This window comes from uncultured Phascolarctobacterium sp. (assembly GCF_905212365.1).
Lineage (GTDB): Bacteria > Bacillota > Negativicutes > Acidaminococcales > Acidaminococcaceae > Phascolarctobacterium_A.
The window spans coordinates 1-22,386 of record NZ_CAJMEH010000019.1 but is presented as its reverse complement, the minus strand read 5'-3'; the positions used below and the strand labels follow the sequence as shown (position 1 = coordinate 22,386).

The window sequence follows — 22,386 nt, the reverse complement described above, 5'->3', positions numbered from 1 at the left end:
CTGAGGCATACTGCAGATTTAAAATGGGCGCATTAATTATGCGCCTGTTTTTGTTTTAGGGCATTATCGCCCGTCTTTAAATCGTCTGTCTGACGGTAATAAAGAATAAAAATAAAAGTCCCTTTCCATTTGGCGTGGAAAGGGACTGCTTTTTTCTGGTGACCCCGATTGGATTCGAACCAACGATCTTCTGCTCCGGAGGCAGACGCTTTATCCTCTGAGCTACGGGGCCATAAAATATGGTTAATGTGACAATAGCTATTATACCACAACTGTGAAACTTATGCAAAGCTATTAGCGCTTTTTTGTATTCATGCCGTAAATATGCTACAATGTAAGCGGGCCAGGCGTTCCAGCCTAGCTGTGCGCTGCGCCGGACGCTGTGGGCGCAGAAAAATTTTACAGTCTGAACGAGATTTAGGTATGTACTTTGGCGTAAAAGTGCTATAATAATGAATTGATTCGCAAGGAAAAGGAGCTAATATGATTACGATAAGAGATAAGGTGCGCTTTGTAGAAACTGATATGATGGGCGTGGTGCATCACGCCAACTATCTGCGTTGGTTTGAAATGGGCCGCGTGGCTTATCTGCGCGCCTGCGGCATTACTTTGGGCGAGCTGATGGACGCCGGCGTTATTTTTCCCATTACCGAGGTGAAGGCGCAGTACAAAAATTCCTGCACCTTTGACGATGATTTTGAGGTACAGGTAAGAATGAGCGCCTTTAATAAAGCGAAGATGGAATTTGATTATAAGGTCATTCGCCTGCGCGACGGCGCTGTGGCGGTGGAGGGTCATACCCGCAATGTATTTACCGACAAGGAGGGGCACATTATTCGCCTGTCTCCCTGCTGGTTTGATAAAATTCAGAAGGTATATGCGGCGGATAAGGCTGCGGAGGAGTGAAAGTATGGAAAAGTATGAGATTATTCCTGTGCCTACAAGAATTTTGACGCATCACGACGATATTTGCGATGCGATTTTGGAGTTTGGCAAGGATAAAATTGGTCCGAACGACGTTGTTTGCGCTGCCGAAAGCGTGGTGGCGATTACTCAGGGCCGGGCTTTGCGCTGTGAGGAGTTTCATCCCGGATTTTTAGCGAAAACTCTGAGCCATTTGTTCCCGTCCAAGGGCAGTATCAGCAGCTGGTACAGCATGCAGGCGCTGATTGACGCCGAGGGCGGCGCGCGGGTGCTGTGGGCTGTTATTTGCGGCTTTGCCGCTAAATGCGTGGGCGTAAGCGGCACCTTCTACCGCATGGCAGGCGAGCAGGCGCGTTTAATTGACGATATTACCGGCACGATGCCGCCCTATGATAAGCATGTGGTTTATGGTCCTGCGGAGCCTGCCAAGGTGGCGGAGGCTATTACCAAGGCCTGCGGCTGCTATGGCGCAGCTATTGCCGACGTTAACGATTTGAAGCGCAGCGCTGTGCTGGGCGTGTCTAAAGGCGTGGACGCCGATAAGGTGGCCGCGATATTGATTGATAATCCCTTTGGCAACGGCAGCGAAAAAACGCCTATCTGCATTATTAAGAATTATCGTAAGGCGTAAGGAGGTAGCAAAATGCTGTGTACTATTATTGGAATACTTATCGCCTTAGCGCTGTTGGGCGTGCTGGCAGTTGCCGTATATATCGCTTTGCAGGGCGACGCTGAGATGCGTCTGCTGACTAAGCAGCGTACTGCGGCTGTGAAGGCGGCGGAGCGTGACGGCCGCGTTGATTTTCAGCTGGAGGTGCCCTTTGATAATGTTGGTAAGCAGGAGGGTACGATTCTTGACGCTTACATGAGAATTTATCTGCCCCAGGAGCAGTATGACGATATTTTGCTGCGCGGCAAGGTAAATCTGGAAGGCGTGCTGCGCGACGACGATTATTTTGAAGCCTTGCTGGTTCCGGCGGGTACAGGGAAAAAGCTGGTGCTGCGCTTTGAAGCTTACGCCAGAAAGGGCAAGAGCATCGAGGAGGCTCTTGCCAATATTCCCGATGTGGACGTAGCGCTGTTTGCCGACTGCCGCGGCCGCCGCGAGCTGTATACGATTAAGGAATACTTTACGCTGACCGCCGAAGAGCTGCGCGCGTTAGTAAAATAATATTTCGCTTTGCTTTTTGGCAGAGCGTTGAAGAATCCACCTGCGAGGTGGATTTTTCTTTTCGCTTCGTTTTTATTTTCCGTCGTCAATAACGCGCGTCATAATAATTTCACTTGCTTAAAGTCGAAAAGTCAAATATAATAGTAGCAAATGAATTCCTTTGCAGGTGATTGATTATGAGAAATTTAGCAGACGCTATCGAAAGCTTTATCATAGGAGAATTGCTACGCGATCACGAGGACGCGCTTTTGGTGCAGCGCAATGAGCTGGCAGAAAGGCTGTCCTGCGCGCCGTCGCAGATCAGCTATGTTCTTAGCACCCGCTTTACGCCGGAACGGGGCTTTATGGTAGAGTCCCGCCGGGGCAGCGGCGGTTTTGTGCGCATTGTGCGTATGGAGCCGCAGAAGGAACCAGCTGCGGCCGAGCTGGTGGAGCATTTGGCCGGACAAAAGCTGATTACGGCCAGAGAGCGGGCTTTGTTGAAATATATGCTGCATATTATCGATGCGGATGAAGCGAAGAAGAAGGCTGTGCTGCAGCAGGCGATGGCGCTGCTGAACGGCGCGGGGCGGAGGTGAGCTTATGCTGTGTGAAAATTGTCATAAAAAACAGGCCATTATGCATATGGTGTGCCTGATGGGAGATAAACAGGTGGATAAGTGGCTGTGCGAGGATTGCGCTACGGAATATTTACCCACGGGTTTAGGCTTGGGAGCGGCTAACGTAACGCCGCAGCAGGCTTTGAATTTTTTTAAGGAGCTGATGCAGGAGCAGGGCAGGCCGCGCAAAAAGGTTACTAAGGAAGGCTTTACCGCTGCTGCAGCGCAGGTGCTGCAGCTGGCGGCCAATAAGGCTTTGGATTGCGGCAGCGAGCATATCGGCACGGAGCATATTTTGGCCGGACTTTTGGCGGCTGACGCTTGCTCCGGGCAAAAAATACTGCGCCGCCTGCACGATAATTTAGCTGAAATTGCCAAAGAGCTGGAAGGCTGGCTGGATAAAGGCGCGAAAAAGAGCGCTTTGCCCCAGTACAGCCAACGGGCGAAAATGGTATTGGAACAGGCTGCGGCGCAGGCGCAGATGCGCAGGCAAAATTACGTCGGCAGCGAGCAGCTGCTGTTGGGCCTGTTAGCGGCAGGCGACGGCATTGCCTGTCAGGTCTTGCGCAAGTTTGGCATTACGCTGGAGGACGTGCAGAAGATTGTCGACAGTTTGGACGAGCAGCGCAAGTCCGTGCCTGGACGCAGCTTTCGCCAGACTAAGGAGGCTAAGGGCAGCGATGTGCTGGAGGTGCTTTCTGGCTATGGCCGTAATCTGAACAGCGATGCCGCTAACGGGCGTATTGACCCGGTGATTGGCCGCGAGCAGGAGGTGGAGCGCCTGATTCAGATTTTGTGCCGCCGCACGAAGAACAATCCTGTTATTATCGGCGAGGCGGGCGTAGGCAAAACCGCCGTGGCCGAGGCTTTGGCGCAGCAGATCGTCAAGGGCGAGGTGCCGGAATTTTTACAGCATAAGATAGTTTTTTCCCTGGAAATAGGTATGCTGGTGGCCGGCGCTAAATACCGGGGCGAGTTCGAGGACAGAATGAAGGAAATTTTGCAGCTGCTGCGTGCGGATAAGCGCATTATCCTTTTTGTGGACGAGCTGCACACGATCATCGGCGCAGGCAGCGCCGAGGGCAGCATCGACGCGGCTAATATTATTAAACCGGCTTTGGCGCGGGGCGAGCTGCAGATTATCGGCGCGACGACTATCGACGAATACCGCAAGCATATCGAGAAGGACGCGGCTTTAGAGCGGCGCTTTCAGCCGGTGCTGGTCAATGTGCCCAGCGCGGCGGACAGCGAAAAAATGCTGCTGGGTCTGCGTAAGCATTACGAGGATTTCCACAAGCTGCAGATTACGCCGGAGGCCGTAAAGGCGGCGGTAGCTCTCAGCGACCGTTATATTACCGACCGTAATTTGCCGGATAAGGCTATCGATTTAATGGACGAGGCCTGCGCCCGTCTGCGCATTAAGCTGTATAAGCGCAGCGAGCCGGCGCGTAAATTGCAGGAGGAGCTGGAATATACGCAGCTGGAAAAGGAAGACGCGGTGGATAAGCAGGATTATGAGGAAGCCGCTAAGCTGCGGGATAAGGAGAACGCTTTGCAGAAGCAGCTGGCGGCAGCCTTGGCCGAGGTAGCCAAGGAAATTCCCGTCAGCGAGGAGGATGTGGCGGAAGTAGTTTCCTCCTGGACCGGCATTCCCTTAGCAAAGCTTACGGAAAGCGAAAGCCAGCGGCTGTTGCAGCTGGAAAGCCGCTTGGAGCGGCGCGTTATCGGCCAGAGCGAAGCGGTAGCCGCCGTCAGCAGGGCTGTGCGCCGGGCGCGGGCAGGCTTTAAGGACGCTAACAGGCCGGTGGGCTCCTTCCTGTTTTTAGGGCCTACGGGCGTGGGCAAAACGGAACTGGCTAAAGCGCTGGCAGAGGAGCTGTTTGGCGATGAGCGAGCCATGCTGCGCTTTGATATGTCCGAATATATGGAAAAGCACACTACGGCGCGGCTGATTGGCGCGCCTCCGGGCTATGTGGGTTACGACGAGGGCGGCCAGCTGACGGACGCGGTGCGGCGTAAGCCTTACTGCGTGGTGCTGCTGGACGAAATTGAAAAGGCCCATCCCGACGTATTCAATCTGCTTTTGCAGATTATGGAGGACGGGCGCTTGACGGATGGGCAGGGCCGCACGGTGGACTTCCGCAATGCGGTGATTATTATGACCAGTAATGCGGGAGCGCAGCGCTTGAGCATGAGCAAGCCTTTGGGCTTTGCCGCTAGCGCTGTCGGCGAGCTGCAGAGCCGCAAGGAGCAGGTTTTAAACGAAATCAAGCAGGTCTTCCGTCCGGAATTTTTAAACCGTGTGGACGAAACGCTGGTCTTTAATCCTTTGGGACGTGAGCAGCTGGAGCGTATTGCCGATAATCTGCTGGCCGAGCTGAATAAGCGCATGGCTGCCAACGGCTTGTCCGTAGAGCTGACGCCGGGCGCGCGGCAGCTGTTACTAAAGGAAGGCAGCGACAGCAAATACGGCGCGCGTCCTTTGCGTCGCGCTTTGCGCAAGCTGGTGGAGGACCCGGTCAGCGATTTGTTCCTGGCAGGTCAATTCCACAAGGGCGATAAGCTGCTTGCCGAGGACGACGGCGGCAAGCGTCTGACCTTTCATAAGGCCGTAGAGGGAGCGCATTTTCTGTTGGAGCTGCCGGTGGACAGAGAGCCGGTAGCAGCGGCGGCTAAGGGTGAATAGCATGGCGAAGACTAAATATCGTTTTGTATGCCAAAGCTGCGGCTATGTGGCTGCCAAGTGGTTGGGTCGCTGCCCTGAATGCGGCGCTTGGGATACGCTCGTAGAGGAGGCCGAGGTCAGCGCTAAGCCTAGCAAGAGCTATCTGCCTGTTGGCAGCGAAAAGGTTAAGCCCCGCACGATTGCCAGCGTGGCGCAGGTGAAGGTGGAGCGCTTGGCGACGGGCATCCGCGAATTTGACCGGGTTCTGGGCGGAGGCGTCGTGCCGGGTAGCCTGGTGCTGCTGGGCGGAACGCCGGGCATCGGCAAATCTACGATTTTGCTGGATGCGGGGCTGCGCTTCGGTCAGCGCGGCGTGAAGGTGCTTTACGTCAGCGGCGAGGAAAGCGAGGAGCAGACGGCTATGCGTGCCGTGCGTTTGGGCGGCGCCAGCGCCGGCAGCAACCTGCTGATTATGACGGCGACAGATTTGGACGCTATTTTAACCCAGGCCAACGCTGTGCAGCCGCAGCTTTTGATTATCGACAGTATTCAGACCATGTATAACCCGGAGCTGCAAACGGCGGCGGGCAGCGTGGGCCAGGTGCGCGAGTGTACGGCCAAGCTGCTGCAGTTTGCCAAAACTACGGGCATTGCGGTGCTGGTCATCGGCCACGTTACTAAGGACGGCAATATTGCCGGGCCGCGGCTGCTGGAGCATATGGTGGACGTGGTGCTGCAGTTCGAGGGCGACCGTTCCTACGCCTTCCGTGTGCTGCGGGCGCTGAAAAACCGTTTCGGCAGTACGGAGGAAAGCGGTATTTTTTCCATGGAAGCAGGGGGCCTAGCTGAGGTAGCCAACCCTGCGGGACTTTTTTTGGAGGACCGTGACGGCGAGGCGGCGGGCAGTATGATTGGCGCCTGCATGGAGGGCAACCGTCCCATTATGGTCGAGTTTCAGGCTTTAGTGGCTAAAACGCCCTATGGTATGCCGCGGCGCACGGCCGTGGGCTTTGATTATAACCGGGTGAATATGCTGCTGGCGATTTTAGAGCGGCGGCTGGGGTTGGACTTTGGCATGTACGACGCTTATGTCAACGTGGTAGGCGGTATGCGTATTACGGAGCCTGCGGCAGATTTGGCGGTGGCGGCGGCGCTGGTCAGCAGCTATCGCAACCGTCCCATTCCCAAGGGCGTCATTTGCTTTGGCGAGGTGGGCCTGACGGGCGAGGTGCGCCGCGTCAGCGCGCCGGAACGGCGTATTTTGGACGGAGTGAACTTAGGCTTTCATAAATTTATCATTCCCGACAGCTCACTGAAAATTCCTGATACCAGAGCGCAGATTATCAAAGTAAAAACTTTAGAGCAGGCTTTGCAGGCTCTTTTTGAGCGATAAGCAGAAAGCCCCTTCAGCACAATATACTGTGCCGGAGGGGCCTTTTTCGTTGCAATTTACCGCTGTTTATGGTAATATTCTACTATACAAAAAGCGTTCTATTGTTTACATAAGCGGCTGCGGCAACAGCTGAATAATTAAAGGAGAGTGACGGAAGGTATGCAAACTAATCAACAGGAAATGGTATTGGTTATCGACTTCGGCGGCCAGTACAATCAGCTTATCGCCAGACGTGTGCGCGAATGCGGCGTGTACTGCGAAATCGTGTCCTACACCCACAGCTTAGAGAAAATTAAGGAGAAAAACCTCAAGGGTATTATTTTCACCGGCGGCCCCAACAGCGCTTACCTGCCGGATTCTCCGACCATCGACCCGCAGATCTATACCTGGGGCGTGCCCGTTTTGGGCATTTGCTATGGCAGCCAGCTAATGATGCACGCTTTGGGCGGCAATGTCTGCAAGGCGCCTGAGCGCGAATACGGCAAAACCTTGGTTGATCTGGATACTGCCAGCCCGCTCTTTACCGGCCTGCCGGAGCAGAACGTGTGCTGGATGAGCCATAACGATTATATTGAACGTGTTGCTCCCGGTTTTAAAATTGTGGCCCACACTCCTAACTGCCCGGTAGCGGCAGCGCAGGACGAGGAGCGCAAGCTGTATTGCGTGCAGTTCCATCCGGAGGTTCTGCATACCGATAACGGTACCCAGATGCTGAGCAATTTCGTTTATAATGTTTGCGGCTGCGCAGGCACCTGGAAGATGGATTCTTTCGTAGAGCAGACAGTACAAGCCTTGAAGGCTAAAATCGGCGACGGCAAGGTGCTGTGCGCTTTATCCGGCGGCGTGGATTCCAGCGTATGTGCCGCTATGCTGGCCAAAGCCATTGGCAAGCAGCTGACCTGCGTATTTGTCGACCACGGCCTGCTGCGTAAAAACGAGCGCGAGGAGGTATGCGCCGTATTTGGCGAGGGCGGTCAGTTCGATATTAATTTCATTTGTGTGGACGCGCGCCAACGCTTTTACGATAAGCTGGCAGGCGTGTGCGAGCCGGAGAAGAAGCGTAAAATTATTGGCGAGGAATTTATCCGCGTATTTGAGGAAGAAGCGAAGAAAATCGGCGCTGTGGATTATCTGGCGCAGGGCACTATTTACCCCGACGTGGTGGAAAGCGGCCTGGGCGGCGAATCCGCTACGATTAAGAGCCATCATAATGTAGGAGGACTGCCTGATTTCGTAGATTTCAAAGAGATTGTCGAGCCGCTGCGCGACCTGTTTAAGGATGAAGTGCGTCAGTCCGGCCGTGAGCTGGGCCTGCCGGAGCATTTGGTAGCACGCCAGCCATTCCCGGGACCTGGCCTGGCTATCCGCATTATCGGCTACGTAACGCCGGAGAAGGTGGCTATTGTGCAGGACGCCGACGCTATTTACCGCGAAGAGGTGGATAAGCTGCCGCTGAGCGAGCGTCCCAGCCAGTATTTTGCCGCTTTGACCAATATGCGCAGCGTAGGCGTTATGGGTGACGGCCGTACCTATGACTACGCTATCGCTCTGCGCGCAGTAACGACCACCGACTTTATGACGGCGGAGGTTACGATGCTGCCGCCGGCAACGATTACCGCTGCGGCCAATCGCATTGTCAACGAAGTAAAGCATATCAACCGCGTGCTGTTCGACTACACGACGAAGCCGCCGGCAACGATAGAGTTTGAGTGATGAAATGGACTTGAAAAAGCCTTTATTTATGCGGGTTACAAGCAAATTTGTTTAAGTACTGGCAACGATTTGGCAACATTATTGCATTATTCATCAAATAAAATACTTCAATAACATAAGAAAACCTTACTGATTTTCAAGCATTTTGAAGCTGAAAGTTGGTAAGGTTTTTGCATTTTTGGGGAAGAAAAGCGGTTTTAATCGGATTCAGTGTCCTTTTTTAAGGCTTCTGTGAGATAGTCGCTTAACTCCTTTGAGGGGACTACTTTATGCTAGTGACTTGAGGTATCTAATTCGGGATATTTGTACCGCCACTGGTCGTATTCCTCTTTGGTTATCTCTCCCTGTTCCAGACGGGCAGCCTGCTCCTGCCATGCGTGGAACATATCAAACATGGAGGAATAGGTGGAGCCGGTGGACTTGTCAAGCCGCAGACACACTTCCCCGTCAATCTCTCCGATTTTCAGTCCGTACATATCTTCCAGCGCAAAAAGCGTGTGCATAAGCCCGATATAGCTGTCAATCTCCGGGACTGTGATTGCTCGTGGGCTGACATCAAAGATATGTGCAATTTCTTTTACAAGGTCTTGCTTCGGTGTTCTGGCTTCTGATTCATACTGCGCCATACGAACATCAGAGGTCTTTCCGAGAAAACCGAGGATTTCGCGATTTTGCTTCAGCTAATGCCAGCATTTTTGTTTTTGTGTTTTTCTTTAATTTTATAAGACCTCACCAAGCTCTTTCCGGTTTGACTCCAGCGCAAGTAGCTGGTGCTACCTATGATCCAGAAACACGTAATATTTTTTCTTTAGCTACTTAAGTATTTTTTATCTTTTCTGTGGAAACTTCCTCTCTTCTTTCATTTTTACTTAACAAAGCCAAATCCAAAATCAGGAGGTATTTATGAAAACAGGGCTAACCAAGCGTCAAAAAACAACCGTCATCTATTTCGACGAATACAGCGATCTGATCGAAGTACAGACTCATAACACAGACCTGAAAAACAGACTCACCAGCTACGCCGCCAAGTATCCAGACCAATGCCAGCAGACCGACGATGATGAGCAAGGCGGATTGACCTTTGAGATTCAGAAAGTCCGTTTGTGTTTCCGCCTGACAGCCCCATACAGTGCAGATCGCCGCAAGGCATCCAGTGATTATGCCAAGGAGAACGGCATACAGGGAGGGAGTACCCATGAGAAGAATTAAAAGCTGCGAGTTTAATATGGACACCGCCTGTGTGGAGCTGAGATTTAACGATGGCAGCATGATCTCCATTGATTGTACCGCTGTGGAAAACGAAGTGGCGGATAACTGTTTCTAACGGTCAGAACTGGATTATTTGATCTATAATGATCCGGCTGCATACGCCGACTTAGTACTGAATGGAACCTTGGAACTTTTCCAAAAGGTAGTTACGGAACATAAGCTGCTGGATAGCTAAGAGCAGTTGCCTGTGGAAGCAAATAAACCTCTGCAGGTGGCATTCTCTTTTGCAAAGCATCTCTCACATTTTAATGAAATTGTCACTAATATCCAACAGCATCTATTGAAAAAAGGTAGGTTTTGTCGTAATATAGAATAGAAATTTGATATAATGGCGAAACATAATGAGTAGTTCTTATAAGAATGCCAGACATCGCCGATAGTATACTTGCCTCTGCTTAGGCAGAAACAAAGCGAGTTGCTATAGCAAAGATTGAATAAAGGAAAATGAGCAAACCATTAACCTTGTATGAGAACTTACGTTATTTACTATCGAGAAGCTGGCGGTTCTTGAGGCCGTTGCATTTGATGGCTAATTCATCAGGTTACGAACTGACGAAACCACCTTGCAATGGAGTGGAGGAAAAAACAAACATGAGTATAACATCAGTATTCTGTCTTTTGGAGGGCTATTAAAATGTCTCGAATAAGTGTATTTTGCCCTATAAACTCGGCTATCGTTTATGTAGGCTCTGATCGTATAGATGATTTAGGTCAATTTACGAAGTTCATTCTATGGGCGATTAGCGAGAAATACTCTATTAGAGAAATTTCTGATACAGTTTCTCTTGGCGATATGGTTGTAGAGGATGAAGTCTCCTATCTTTTACGTATCGGTTTTTTAAATGAGTCAGAAACTGAACTTGAAATATCTGAAACAGGTCAGGGTTATCTTGATTTAATAGCTTCTGTGGAGCAATTTAATAATTCCCCCAGAAAGACGCATCTTAACTGTTTTACCGGAAACGTGGGAAGGCCAAATCCAGCAGCAACTTGTAGTATTCCTGATAATGCATTGCGCCTTCCGGTAAAAGTAAGCAAGTTTATCGTACAAAATCGCGATTATCAACCGTTGCAGGAATACGCACGCTCTGAATTTATGGACTGTTTTTCACATTTGCGCCCCGAGTTTTTTAGTTCGCTCTATTTTTATCTATACCTTGAAGATATGGGTGAGTACATATTTCAAGAATATACTTTACCCAGCCTCCCTCCGGTCAGTGAGCAATTTTCTTCGTCTGATGGGACGATGATTATTCTATCACGCGGCATAGTATGTCTTCATTTCTATTACGAGGATAGCCGCTTGCTGCGATATCGAACGGTCATTGATACATTAGAGAAGCTCTCTATTTTTGACTCAACTTTACTTTCACAGACTGCTGATGAGCTTTTGAGTTTTGTACGAGATGAAAGAATGGTAAATGCCAGTACCACGCTTTTATTTATTGATGCATCGACAGGAAACATATTGTTGGAACAGCCTGAGCAGGAAGATCTCGGACAGCGTAGCATGGTTTCCGTTCCAATTCCAGATCAGCCGTATAAATATGACGAGTTTGTGGAAATCTCTGTTCCCTCGGGTACCACACAATACAGACGAATTTTGAAAAGAACTGATAGAACGCGCCTTAATCAGAAGGTGCCGTTTAGCATTTTTGAAGAGGTGAGGCTACATTATGAACCGTAATTTTGCGTTTCGATTATGTGGAGAGCTTAGTAAGACTGGAGCAAATTTGTATTACGGGGTTTCTACAAGAAATCTTGCAATGACATGTATTAACGCTGGGATTGAACTAATTGATATGACATCTTCGATTATTTCTTGGGGTAGCGAGCACAATCGTACAAAAGTGATGCAAGCAACTCTTGATGAGACCTTGGAAAAGCAAGAGCGTTTAAAAGAGACAGAACGAGATAGAGCAGATTCCATTGTTAAAATGGAGCAAGAGAAAAGCCAATGTCGATTAAACAAACTGAAAATTGAATTAGAGAAAGATCGTCATGTCCTGTTAGAAAAACTTGAACAAATGACCGCAGAATCAAATTCTGAAATGGATTTATATTTGCGAAGGAGTGAGCTTACAGCTCGGATAAGACTCAGGGTGAAAGATACCATTGACTTAGTCACATCGCTCATCGAGAACCAGACCTTATCTGGCTCGTCTGATTCCCCAATACTGGCTGAGCTTCAAGAAAGACTTCGTATCTCAGTCGCGCAATACACCAAATTTGTTAGCACATGTTGTTAGGAGGAACTACAATGGGAAAGATAAAATATGGTGGGAAAACCACAGTGCCAACAGGAAAAATGTCTCCGCTTGAGATAGCCGAAATTGGAATTAGAGCTGTTGAATGCATAACTGAAATCATCCACACCATTTGTGAGGAACGCAGAAGGACGGAAGATGCTAAAACCGAACGTGTGCGAATAAGTGCTGAGTTGGAGGCCCAAATTAGCGCGGCAGAAAACGAAACCGCACGTCTTCTTGGGCAGTATCAAGTGGAAATCAAGAAACTTGCCAACGAAACTAAACTGGCAGAGATTGAAGCCTCGAAAGTAATCGAGAGTGGCCGAAATGCGCATGAGGAGCGTATGAGGATAATTGAAACCGATCATGAAAGGCGTATGCGACAGCTTGACCTCATAGAAAAAATTATCAATGCTACGCTGCGTCAATATGATTCGTATAGTTCATATGTTATTATTAGTCCACAAACTTCTGATAGTCCACCAATCATCAATGTACAAATGCTCGATGCCATGAACTCTGCTGTGCTACGATTGAATGACACAATTTCGCGGGCAAGCCTAGATGCGCCATCAATATAATTTTCCTGGTGGGGTGCTATTATGATTCCGTATATTGTCATAGCTGCTGGTGTTACTATTGGCGCAAGCATACTCCGCTGTATCTTTGATGAACTATCATCCGATGAGATACGGAGACAGGATGAAATAGCTAAAAAACAAGCAAAAGCTGAAGCGTCCTTCAAGCGGTACACTGGTATGGCTGCCGCAGAGAAAATTCGCCTAAACCGAATAAGCCAAGATGAGAAAGATGCTGCTGCGCTCCTTCAACAAAAGTACTATTTTGAAATGAAGTCAGCAGTATCTGAATACTGCGATGAGCTGATCTCAGCAGCCAAGCTACAGTGCGAAGAGAAGAATGAACTACTACAAGAAATCAAGGACACAATCGAGAGTGTCAAACAAGCCTTGCAAGGCCAATCCACCATGCTACGCCGCAACTCCTTGCGTTGCCTCTTGCGAGAACTTGAAGAAGTCAGAGAGAAAGTCGATGCATATTGCAAGCACTATTTGCCCCATTACATAAAGAATCTGGAGAGAAGAAAAAGCATCCGCGCTTTGGATCCACCGGAAGCGTTTTCCTTCATTTTGCCAGAAAACTATTTTTATACTGGAAAACTAATTTACATGAAAAAGGAGGACCTGCTATTAAATAATTCTGTCCAAATAAATAAAGATGAGTTTCTGAGATACCGGTTTTCAGAAAGTGAATTCATTGATGAGCTACCGTCTGACAGCTTGATTCCGGTTATGTGCGACAATTTTATTGGAGCACCTGACTATGTGCGGGTTCTTTCAGCGCGAAAGGGTTACTTCAAAAATGTTGTTGCAACCAATCCCAAAATCGGCATCTCCGCCACTGTTACCGGCTATAATGAACGAAAACAAGTTCTACTCGACTACAACGGATGTGTTGAGCTAAGACTACCCAAGGGGAACCTGGCCAATGAGAAAAGGTTTCCCCCAATTGGGGCAACTATTCGTGTCTATCCAACCAACTGGTCATACAATCTGTTTTTCCCGGTTGAAGTAAGCGAGAGAACCTCGGATAGTTATCTTTGCTTTTCCTTTGATGATCTTCCTATTGTTTTTTCACAATCGCAATGGAAGGCCCTAGAGGAAAAACTCAGGGAAAGAGATCTTTTGAGTAGTACGGGTGACTGGAAGATAGCGCCTCTTGATGAAAGCAAGGTTTCCAGTGTAGATGAGGTGAAGCTTCAACTTGATAATGAGCTCTGCTTTTCGGCAAAAATTGTCAGCAACGATGAAATGCTCTACTTTTCCTATAACGGGCTCCTTGATGAGCAGTATTTTGTAAAGCCGGACGATGTGTTTCTGGGAATCGATTGCGTGCTGAATGTATATCTTGATTCGGACATTGAGTTGATTGAGCGCGAGGCCAAAGAAAATATGGCGAATCTTGTGCTTATGTGTCTTTCCGAATTCAAGGTACAGTACCAGATCAAAATCAGCCGTCACGGAATGCAGTACTTCAACAAGTGGGCCGAAACTACCGATAAACTAATTACATATCTTCATAAAGGTAATCGCACGGAAGTTGAGATCGAGGATGTCATAAAGACTTTACGGTATCATGGCGACGTTGCCGATTATAGCATTATTGTTCGCAACACAGATTCGCTTAAAGAATATGTGGACAGCGTATATGAAGAAGCGAAAAGAGCGCGCAATGTTGAGTTCTTTTTTGAATTGTCCCCCGGTGTCCAATGTTATGTCTCAATCAAAGGGGACGCCAGTGTTCTTTACGCCTCAGAAGACGCGACGCTCATGGACAAGTTTCTGGAAAACAGAGAAATTATCACGCTTTATCAAAAGAATTTCCCTTATGCAGAAGTCCAACAAGCGAACGCGCTCCATCAGTTTCGGGTGGGAAAGCTTGCAAACCCGCTTTTACAATCTTATGCTCTTGATGGGGGCAATATTCAGTCAAGTGGAAGTCAAAAGCCCGTCACGTTATTTAACCAACGGATACAAGAAGACCATTCACAGCTTTTTGCCATAGAGTATGCCCTCGGTGAAAAAGACATTTTTCTTATTCAGGGTCCACCTGGAACCGGGAAGACTACCGTTATTAGAGAAATTATTCTACAGGTACTTAAAGCAAATATATTTACTAAAATACTGGTAGTATCCCAAGCGAATGTTGCTGTTGACAATGTATTGAAGGGGTTACTTAATCGTAATGATTTTTCAGTTGACTTTGTTCGATGCGGGCATTTAGACAAAATTGATCCCCAGATAGAGAATCATAGCTTTGAGCATATCTATAAAAGCTATGGTGACTTCATCCGAGAAAAGGTTGCAAATGAGCCAGATAACGCTTTATGCAAAAAATGGGGCGATTTCGTTTTTTCTGAAGGACAATATAATCCCAACGTAGGAGAGCTGATTCTGAAGAGCAAACCCGTTATTGGAGCTACCTGCGTTGGACTTGCCCAAAAGAGAATAGGGCTAGATCGCGTGACTTACGATCTTGTGATTATCGATGAGGCAGGAAAAGCCTTGCCCGCAGAAATCCTAATTCCGTATATTCGTGGGAAGAAGGTTATTCTAATCGGTGACCATATGCAGCTGCCCCCAACAGTCCATCCAGCACTGCTTGATCCAGAGAAAATTGAGATTGATGATCGGTATCTATATGAGGATGAATTATTCAGCACGAGCTTCTTCCATCGCATGTTTATGGCCGCTCCTGAGAGCAACAAGCGAATGCTATTAACTCAGTATAGAATGCCAACGGTAATCGGTGATTTGATTAGTTCTCTGTTCTATGACAACAAGCTTAAAAATGGTGCTGGTACAGATTCTAAGCAGCCACTATTTTTTAGCAACAACCTTACGCTAATAAACACTGACCACTCTAAATTTGCTGAACTGTCTGAACAAGGAAAGTCTGTAACTAACCCCGGTGAGGCTAATCTTGTAGTCTCTCTCCTCTGTCAAATTCGCAAAGCGATGCCTAATACTCATGTCGCAGTCATTACTCCCTATAAAGGACAGAAACGCGCAATTTTGAACCTGATTTCTGCGCAAGGAAAACGGAAGGAACTCCAAGGTATTGACGTTAACACGGTGGACGCTTTTCAGGGAGATGAAGCTGAAATTGTTATATTTTGTTGTACCCGCACGCGAAGACAAACTAACTTTTTTAAAGATCCTCGGCGAATAAATGTTGCTTTCTCAAGAGCAAAGAATGAGCTTATCATTGTTGGATCTTTGAAATACTTCGCTTCATACGGTAGAACATCAGTTCTCCCCCGTGTTGCTGAATATATTAAGGAAAATGGTCTCGTGCTTGATGCCTCATCTTTGTCGAAAGAGAAACCTAGAAAATCTGCTGCTCAAGGAGAAAGAACAAAAGAAGAACTAAAAACTGGAATTTCTAGCATACCGCTTTCATCCATCTATATAACCGAGGCATTGAGATCTACCCCACCCAGGGAAGCAAAGATAAAGTCTGTTCTTGAATACTATCACACTTACGGCAAAGTTGATAAACCTATAGTCGTAAAGAGACAAGGGGATGGTTATGTTTTAGTTGACAAGTACCTTCGTTATTACGTAGCGAAGCAACTTGGTCTCGATGAGATTCCTGCCATAATTTTGTAACGCAGAGGAACCATGTAAAAGCATACTTTTTACAGAGAAGCAAATGCTTTATTATGAAAACCGCGCTTTCAGAATTCTTTCCAAATTTGTTCTGTGGGACTCATCTTTGGTTTATACGGCGGGATATAGATTCAACTTAGCAATATCGTAGAAACCTGGATAGGCCAAACGGTGAGATTCTACAATGCTTTAAAGTGTCAAATAGTATTTAAACAATGCGTGGGTAATATTTTAGGTGTGATAGCGGCCCCTGATAGCTTTTTGATAGCAGAAAGTCGGATACCTAAAAGGACTTGGATAACTGGTATCAAATCAAGTCAAATGGAATCAAATCGCCTATACAGAAAAGTTTAGAACGCGATTTCATTTGGCGAGTTTGAATAAGCTATAAAATATAAGAAGCTGATGCAGAACAGATTTCTGTATCAGCTTCTTTTGCATAAAGAGGGTTTGGCTTCGCGTTTTTTACGCAGATTTTACAGCGCCGGCAGCGGACGCGAGCTGTTTGCCGATCTGGAAAAGCGCGTGCCCCAGCTGATAGTTTTGGATATTATGCTGCCGGACGAGGATGGCGTCAGCATCCTGCGCCGTTTGCGCGCCGATAAGCGTTATGCCGCTATTCCCGTGATTATGGCCACGGCCAAGGGCTCGGAGTTTGATAAGGTCAAGGGGCTGGACAGCGGGGCCGACGATTACATCGCCAAGCCCTTTGGTATGCTGGAAATGGTGGCGCGCATCAAGGCCGTACTGCGCTGCTGCGCCTGCACGATAAAGCGGTTGAAGGTACGGGCCTTGGCTTGTCCATCGTTAAGCACGGCGTAATCTTCCACAAGGGAACGGTGCGCGTGAACAGCACGCTAGGCCAGGGGACGGAGTTCATCTTGAAGTTTCCCAAGCAAATGCCTTATTGAATGTATACAAGACAAGTTTAGTTTGGTTGTGATATAATAACTATACGCAGCGCTTCGCAAGCTGTCTGTTTTATTTGGCATTAAAGGGGGACAAGACGATGCAGGTCGTTTTAACAATCGTAGGTAAGGACAAGGTCGGCATTATTGCGCGCGTAAGCAACGCGCTGGCCGACATGAATATTAACATCATCAATATCAACCAGAATATTATGCAGGGCTTTTTTAATATGGTGCTGATAGCCGATATGACGGGAGCAGGCGTAACCTTGGCGCAGGCTCGCGATACTATGTCCGCTTTGGGCAAGGACATCGGCGTGGAAATCCGTCTGCAAAGCGAAGAAATCTTTACCGCTATGCACCGCATATAGGAGGACGCCATGCTGTTTAATTCGCAGGATATTTTAGAAACTACGCGCATGATTACCGAAAACAAGCTGGATGTGCGCACCATCACCATGGGCATCAGCCTGCGTGATTGCTGCCATCCGGATATGCAGGTAACGGCGCAGAAAATTTATGATAAAATCTGCAACAAGGCCGCTAAGCTGGTAAAGACCGGCGAGGACCTGGAGTTGGAGCTGGGCGTGCCCATCATCAATAAGCGCATTTCCGTAACGCCTGTTTCCATGGTGGGCGAAAGTTGCGACGGCAGCGATTATGTGCCGCTGGCTAAAGCGTTGGATAAAGCGGGCAAAGAGGTCGGGGTTAATTTTATCGGCGGCTTTTCCGCGTTGGTGGACAAGGGCTATACTAAGGGCGACCGTAATTTAATCGCTTCCATTCCCGAAGCGCTGGCCGTTACCGATATCGTTTGCTCCTCCGTCAGCGTGGGTTCGACGAAGTGCGGCATCAATATGGACGCGGTGCGGCAAATGGGCGAGGTGATTAAAGCGACGGCGGAACGCACCGCCGACCGCGACGCTTTGGGCTGCGCTAAATTAGTTGTATTCTGCAACGCTGTGCCCGATAATCCCTTTATGGCGGGCGCTTTCCTGGGCGTGACCGAGCCGGAGAGCGTCATTAACGTCGGCGTCAGCGGCCCCGGCGTGGTTAAATACGCTTTGGAGCAGGTTAAGGACGGCGATATCGGCACGGTGGCCGAAACCATTAAAAAGACGGCCTTTAAGATTACCCGCGTGGGGCAGCTGGTGGCGCAGGAGGCTGCCCGCCGCCTGAATACCCAATTCGGCATTATCGACCTTTCCCTGGCTCCGACGCCTGCGGTGGGCGATTCGGTAGCGCATATATTGGAAGAAATCGGTTTGGAATGCTGCGGCGGCCCCGGCACCACGGCGGCGTTGGCTATGCTGAACGACGCGGTGAAAAAGGGCGGCCTGATGGCGTCCAGCTATGTGGGCGGCTTGAGCGGCGCTTTTATCCCCGTCAGCGAGGATGCGGGCATGATTGCCGCTGTGGAGCGCGGCTGCCTGACTTTGGAAAAGCTGGAGGCTATGACCTGCGTTTGTTCCGTCGGCCTGGATATGATCGCCATTCCCGGCGATACTACGGCCAGCACCATTGCCGCTATTATTGCGGACGAGGCGGCTATCGGCATGATTAATAATAAGACAACCGCCGTGCGCCTGATTCCCGTGCCGGGCAAGGGCGTGGGCGAAACTGTGGAATTCGGCGGCCTGCTGGGTTACGCGCCCATTATTGCCGTGAATAAATTCAGCGCCGATAAATTTATTTCCCGCGGCGGACGGATCCCGGCGCCCGTAAGGAGTTTGACGAACTGATGCTGCGCAAAGCAAAGCGAGAAGCAATTTTAAATATTTTAGAGGCGACCTATAAGGACACCAAAACGGCGCTTCATTATAATTCGCCTTTCGAGCTGCTGGTGGCGGTGATTTTATCCGCCCAATGCACCGATGACCGGGTGAACGTGATTACCAGTCGCATTTTTCCGCGGCTGAACACGCCGGAGAAGATGGGGGCGCTTACCCAGGAGCAGATGGAGGCGGAAATACGCGACTGCGGCTTGTATCACGCTAAGGCGAAGAATCTTTTGGGCACCTGCCACATGCTGGTGGAAAAGTTCGACAGCACTGTGCCCAGCGAAATCAAAACGCTGATGCAGCTGCCGGGCGTGGGGCAAAAGACGGCTAACGTGGTGGCCAGCATTGTCTATAATGTGCCGGCTATCGCTGTGGATACCCATGTGTTCCGTGTGTCCCACCGTTTGGGCATGGCAAAGGGCGCCGACCCGCTGGCGACGGAAAAGGAACTGCAGAAGGCGATTCCTATAGAAAAGTGGAGCGACGCTCATCATTGGTTTATTTGGCACGGGCGCAAGGTCTGCAAGGCGCGCAAGCCCTTGTGCAAGGAATGCGTGCTGCTGGAGGAATGTCCTTTTAAAGAAAAGAATTTGGAGTAAAAATTATATATAGAAATTGCAAATGTTCGGGGGCGATACTGTGCTTGATGAAATTCTATTCCTGTTATTACAACATATCTCGCTGGCTTGTATGGTTCAATAGCTGATGAGCGTTCAGCTCAAATAGCAATATCGTTGCTTTTGCCTGACAGACTAAAGGAACAGTATTGTTTTCTTAGCCAAAGAGCTGTTTCTTGTTTGAAGGTTGTGGAGGTGTGTAAATATGAGCTATGAGCAGAAAGCTTTTTGTGCAGATTTGATTTTGACAGATGCTATTGTGGACATGGCAGATGATGAAGGAATTAGCCGCCAAGAAGCTAGGAATAAAATTATTAACTCACCTGCATATGATGCTCTCTATAATTTTGATACAGGGCTGTGGGCTAATGGTCCTGATTATTTCAGAGCTTTTTATCAATCTGTCAAGTAATAGCGGCTTCATGTATAGCCTACATATAATTATTGCAATACTAAGAATAACATGATAAAATATTTCTATAAATACTCATAGAAAGGGATTGACAAACGCCATGACTTCTGCCATTCTCAAGCAAGCAAGCAAGCGGAGCGGTGCTATAATTATGTAGTATCGGGTTTTTGTCATGCCCAAACTTATATTGTTAAAATTGGCGCTCTTGTGCGTGCAGGTAACTGTGCGCATGAGAGTGTCTTTTTGTTTTAAAATATTAAATACGAAGGGAGTTTTTAACATGAGTTTTTTAGGCGTTCTTTCTCGCTTTTTCGATAGTGAGGAGTATAAGAAAAATCCTGTACCGCCAAATTTAACGCCAGAACAATTTTCCGCAATCAATATCGGCGCAATTAATGCAGAGCAGACTGGTTATTTCTGCGACAGCTTGTCTACCGGAGAAAAGATGTCTGAAATTAAAGAAAACCTGTCCAATTATTATGGTATTGTGGACAGAGCATCAGCGCTTGAAACCTTGGAATGGCTGTATACCAGTGGTCATAGAGTGTATTTTGATGTTATCAAAGGCGTTGTATCGGGCCGCGAAACGGAAATAAATGCAGTTGAGCTTGACGAGGAGGATATTGACCGCCTTAAAGAATACTTTTCTAATTTGCAGGAATCTATGGATGTGTTAATCGAAGAAGCTTTTATAAGCTCAAAAGCAGATTTATTTGATTGCTCTATTGCTGCGTGGGACATGGGTAGATTGGTTTTAGTCACGCGCTGCTGCTTTGATGTAGGATATATTTCTGACGACGAGGCGTGGAGCTATATAAACAACGCGCGTCAAACCAGCAAAGAGCATTACCGTTCATGGAAAGAATTTGCAAGCGGTTATGTTATCGGCAGAGCGATGTGGTCGGGAAATACGATGTCCTTGACCGGCATCATTACCATAGCGCAAAGTCTTTTGGATAATGAAGAAAGCCCGTGGAAGCAGTGTGCATTTTAAACAATGAGGAGATGTAGAAAATGGATTATACAATGTTAATTATTCCGGCAGCAGTAATTGTTTTTGGCGTTATTTTTATGGTGTTTATGTCTGCGCGAAGGGCAAAAGCTGTTGGCAAGGCACAAGAGCGTATGAAAGAATTTGCTGTGCAGGAATATCCTTGCTTACAAGAAGCTTCGTTTTCCGTTATAAATCTTTTGGAAGATGCTATTAACGCACAGCATATTTGGGTAGTTGCCTATGATAAGGGCGGCATGCGGTTTATACCGGCTAAATCTAATCCGTTTACGCAAACGCTGGCAAAATATGAGGATACTACGCCATTTTTTGATTGGAAAAAACAATTGGCTGCCAATCTTTTCGTAGGCAATAAAACGGAAGAAAATGAGTATATTCCATACTCCGCGATTACCAGGACAGAGATTGATGAAAGCAGTAAAAAAGTAGTTATCCATATTGGAAATATTAAAAAGTCTTTTAAATATCAGCTGAAAGATTGTTTTGGCGCTCCGCAGGAGGATGCGCTTAATGCGTTTTTCCAATACCTAAAAAAAATCTAAAAATATTTTAACCCCAACGGCGGCTTTGAAATTTATCCGTTCAAGGCCGCCGCTTTTTTATAGCATAAAGTGTTGCGCTGCGCTATGAAGCTGCACGGTGCACTTCTTTATTTTTTTGTGAAAAATATGTGCAAAAAAAGGATTTTGCCGCTTACAAAAAGAATAAAATATAGTTATCAAGCTGTAGAAGGGATGAAGCTAATGCTGCTGGGAGTAGGCTGCGATATTATTGAAATAGCGAGAATAAAAAAGGCTGTGCAAAGCGAAGCCTTTAAGCGCAGGGTGTTTGCCCCAGGGGAAATAGCCTATTGCGAAAGCCGGGGACAGCAGGCGGCAGCCAGCTTTGCCGTGCGCTTTGCCGCCAAGGAGGCGGTGCTGAAAGCGTTAGGCACGGGTCTGCGCGGCGGTTCGCTGACGGAAATAAGCGTTACTAACGATGAGTTAGGCAAACCGTCAGTGCAGCTTGCGGGCTATCACCGGCAGCTGGCAGATGAATTGGGAGTAAAGCGAATTTTTTTGAGTATGAGCCATGCCCGCGAGACGGCGATGGCCTATGTAGTAATGGAGGATTAGGACATGAAGCTTGTTACGGCACAGGAAATGAAAGAAATAGACCGTTTGGCAACGGCAGAATACGGCGTACCAGGACTGCTGCTGATGGACGCTGCGGCCAGGCAGGTGTCCGACGTTGTTTTGCAGTATTTGCCGGAAGAACGCGAGGGGCGCGTAGTGATTTTTTGCGGCGGGGGCAATAACGGCGGCGACGGCTTTGGCGCCGGGCGTTGGCTGCTGACCTGCGGCGTACAGGTGCGTATCTTTTTAGCAGGCGCCGCGCCGGAGCAATTAAGCGGCGATGCGGCGGTGGAAATGCAGCTTTACCGTCAGGCGGGAGGCAGCGTGGAGGTTTTAAACAGCGAGGACGACTGGCTGGTGGCGCAGCT

The 22,386-nt window shown here is 48.3% G+C and carries 20 protein-coding genes, 1 tRNA gene and 5 pseudogenes; 24 read left to right on the top strand and 2 right to left on the bottom strand.

Annotated elements, in window-relative coordinates:
• Positions 1–156 precede the first annotated feature (156 nt).
• A tRNA-Arg gene (locus QZ105_RS04750) sits at positions 157–232 on the bottom strand.
• A 251-nt stretch (positions 233–483) separates the two neighbouring features.
• On the opposite strand from QZ105_RS04750, the gene QZ105_RS04745 reads away from it, so the two are divergent.
• The 7 genes from QZ105_RS04745 to guaA all read left to right on the top strand — a co-directional run bounded on the left by QZ105_RS04745 (position 484) and on the right by guaA (position 8,465).
• Entirely contained in the window at positions 484–906 is a 423-nt protein-coding gene (locus tag QZ105_RS04745; protein WP_293728709.1) for a thioesterase family protein, read from the top strand.
• Between the two features lie 4 nt (positions 907–910).
• On the top strand, positions 911–1,555 hold the full coding sequence (locus tag QZ105_RS04740) for a coenzyme F420-0:L-glutamate ligase (protein ID WP_293728708.1): 645 nt from the start codon (positions 911–913) through the stop codon (positions 1,553–1,555).
• Positions 1,556–1,567: 12 nt separating this feature from the next.
• Positions 1,568–2,095: a hypothetical protein gene (locus tag QZ105_RS04735; protein WP_293728707.1), complete on the top strand. Its 528-nt coding sequence runs from the start codon at positions 1,568–1,570 to the stop codon at positions 2,093–2,095.
• 176 nt (positions 2,096–2,271) lie between these two features.
• Entirely contained in the window at positions 2,272–2,673 is a 402-nt protein-coding gene (locus QZ105_RS04730; RefSeq protein WP_293728706.1) for a CtsR family transcriptional regulator, read from the top strand.
• Between the two features lie 4 nt (positions 2,674–2,677).
• Positions 2,678–5,380 carry an ATP-dependent Clp protease ATP-binding subunit gene (locus QZ105_RS04725; protein ID WP_293728705.1) on the top strand — a complete coding sequence of 901 codons (2,703 nt, stop codon included), beginning with the start codon at positions 2,678–2,680 and terminating at the stop codon, positions 5,378–5,380.
• Between the two features lies 1 nt (position 5,381).
• Positions 5,382–6,752, top strand: a complete 1,371-nt coding sequence (gene radA, locus QZ105_RS04720; RefSeq protein WP_293728704.1) for a DNA repair protein RadA — start codon at positions 5,382–5,384, stop codon at positions 6,750–6,752.
• Positions 6,753–6,911: 159 nt separating this feature from the next.
• Complete coding sequence (gene guaA / locus QZ105_RS04715; protein WP_293728703.1) at positions 6,912–8,465, top strand: glutamine-hydrolyzing GMP synthase; 1,554 nt, start codon at positions 6,912–6,914, stop codon at positions 8,463–8,465.
• 197 nt (positions 8,466–8,662) lie between these two features.
• Here the strand turns inward: guaA and QZ105_RS04710 are convergent.
• Positions 8,663–9,145 (bottom strand): annotated as a pseudogene (locus tag QZ105_RS04710) (transcriptional regulator).
• On the opposite strand from QZ105_RS04710, the pseudogene QZ105_RS04705 reads away from it, so the two are divergent.
• From QZ105_RS04705 to QZ105_RS04630, 17 genes and pseudogenes are all read left to right on the top strand, one after another.
• Positions 9,121–9,285, top strand: a pseudogene (locus tag QZ105_RS04705) (IS6 family transposase); the annotation flags it as partial. The pseudogenes QZ105_RS04710 and QZ105_RS04705 overlap by 25 nt on opposite strands.
• Before the next feature lie 83 nt (positions 9,286–9,368).
• The gene (locus QZ105_RS04700; protein WP_293728702.1) at positions 9,369–9,674 is read left to right on the top strand and encodes a hypothetical protein; all 306 of its coding nucleotides are present in this window, start codon (positions 9,369–9,371) and stop codon (positions 9,672–9,674) included.
• A pseudogene (locus tag QZ105_RS04695) lies at positions 9,661–9,909 on the top strand (DUF6061 family protein). The gene QZ105_RS04700 and the pseudogene QZ105_RS04695 overlap by 14 nt, the downstream one beginning before the upstream one ends.
• Positions 9,910–10,368: 459 nt before the next feature.
• Complete coding sequence (locus tag QZ105_RS04690) at positions 10,369–11,421, top strand: hypothetical protein (RefSeq protein ID WP_293728701.1); 1,053 nt, start codon at positions 10,369–10,371, stop codon at positions 11,419–11,421.
• Positions 11,411–11,983 (top strand): hypothetical protein, encoded by a 573-nt coding sequence (locus QZ105_RS04685; RefSeq protein ID WP_293728700.1) that lies wholly within the window; start codon positions 11,411–11,413, stop codon positions 11,981–11,983. The genes QZ105_RS04690 and QZ105_RS04685 overlap by 11 nt, the downstream gene beginning before the upstream one ends.
• 11 nt (positions 11,984–11,994) lie before the next feature.
• The gene (locus QZ105_RS04680) at positions 11,995–12,564 is read left to right on the top strand and encodes a hypothetical protein (protein ID WP_293728699.1); all 570 of its coding nucleotides are present in this window, start codon (positions 11,995–11,997) and stop codon (positions 12,562–12,564) included.
• Positions 12,565–12,585: 21 nt separating this feature from the next.
• On the top strand, positions 12,586–16,173 hold the full coding sequence (locus QZ105_RS04675) for an AAA domain-containing protein (RefSeq protein ID WP_293728698.1): 3,588 nt from the start codon (positions 12,586–12,588) through the stop codon (positions 16,171–16,173).
• Between the two features lie 489 nt (positions 16,174–16,662).
• A pseudogene (locus QZ105_RS10535) lies at positions 16,663–16,926 on the top strand (response regulator); the annotation flags it as partial.
• Between the two features lie 26 nt (positions 16,927–16,952).
• Positions 16,953–17,084: pseudogene (locus QZ105_RS10530) on the top strand (ATP-binding protein); the annotation flags it as partial.
• Positions 17,085–17,182: 98 nt separating this feature from the next.
• Positions 17,183–17,452: an ACT domain-containing protein gene (locus QZ105_RS04665; RefSeq protein ID WP_293728696.1), complete on the top strand. Its 270-nt coding sequence runs from the start codon at positions 17,183–17,185 to the stop codon at positions 17,450–17,452.
• Between the two features lie 9 nt (positions 17,453–17,461).
• Positions 17,462–18,823, top strand: coding sequence for a PFL family protein (locus QZ105_RS04660; protein WP_293728695.1), 1,362 nt, complete (start codon positions 17,462–17,464; stop codon positions 18,821–18,823).
• Positions 18,823–19,461, top strand: a complete 639-nt coding sequence (gene nth, locus QZ105_RS04655) for an endonuclease III (RefSeq protein WP_293728694.1) — start codon at positions 18,823–18,825, stop codon at positions 19,459–19,461. The genes QZ105_RS04660 and nth overlap by 1 nt, the downstream gene beginning before the upstream one ends.
• 223 nt (positions 19,462–19,684) lie before the next feature.
• A complete protein-coding gene (locus QZ105_RS04650; protein WP_293728693.1) occupies positions 19,685–19,891 on the top strand; it encodes a hypothetical protein in 207 nt (68 codons plus the stop codon).
• 280 nt (positions 19,892–20,171) lie between these two features.
• Positions 20,172–20,885, top strand: a complete 714-nt coding sequence (locus QZ105_RS04645; protein WP_293728692.1) for a DUF1266 domain-containing protein — start codon at positions 20,172–20,174, stop codon at positions 20,883–20,885.
• Positions 20,886–20,905: 20 nt separating this feature from the next.
• Entirely contained in the window at positions 20,906–21,445 is a 540-nt protein-coding gene (locus tag QZ105_RS04640; RefSeq protein ID WP_293728691.1) for a hypothetical protein, read from the top strand.
• Positions 21,446–21,646: 201 nt separating this feature from the next.
• On the top strand, positions 21,647–22,018 hold the full coding sequence (gene acpS, locus QZ105_RS04635; RefSeq protein ID WP_293728690.1) for a holo-ACP synthase: 372 nt from the start codon (positions 21,647–21,649) through the stop codon (positions 22,016–22,018).
• 3 nt (positions 22,019–22,021) lie between these two features.
• Positions 22,022–22,386, top strand: a 365-nt coding sequence (locus tag QZ105_RS04630; protein ID WP_293728689.1) for an NAD(P)H-hydrate epimerase, incomplete at its 3' end; no start/stop codon positions are given.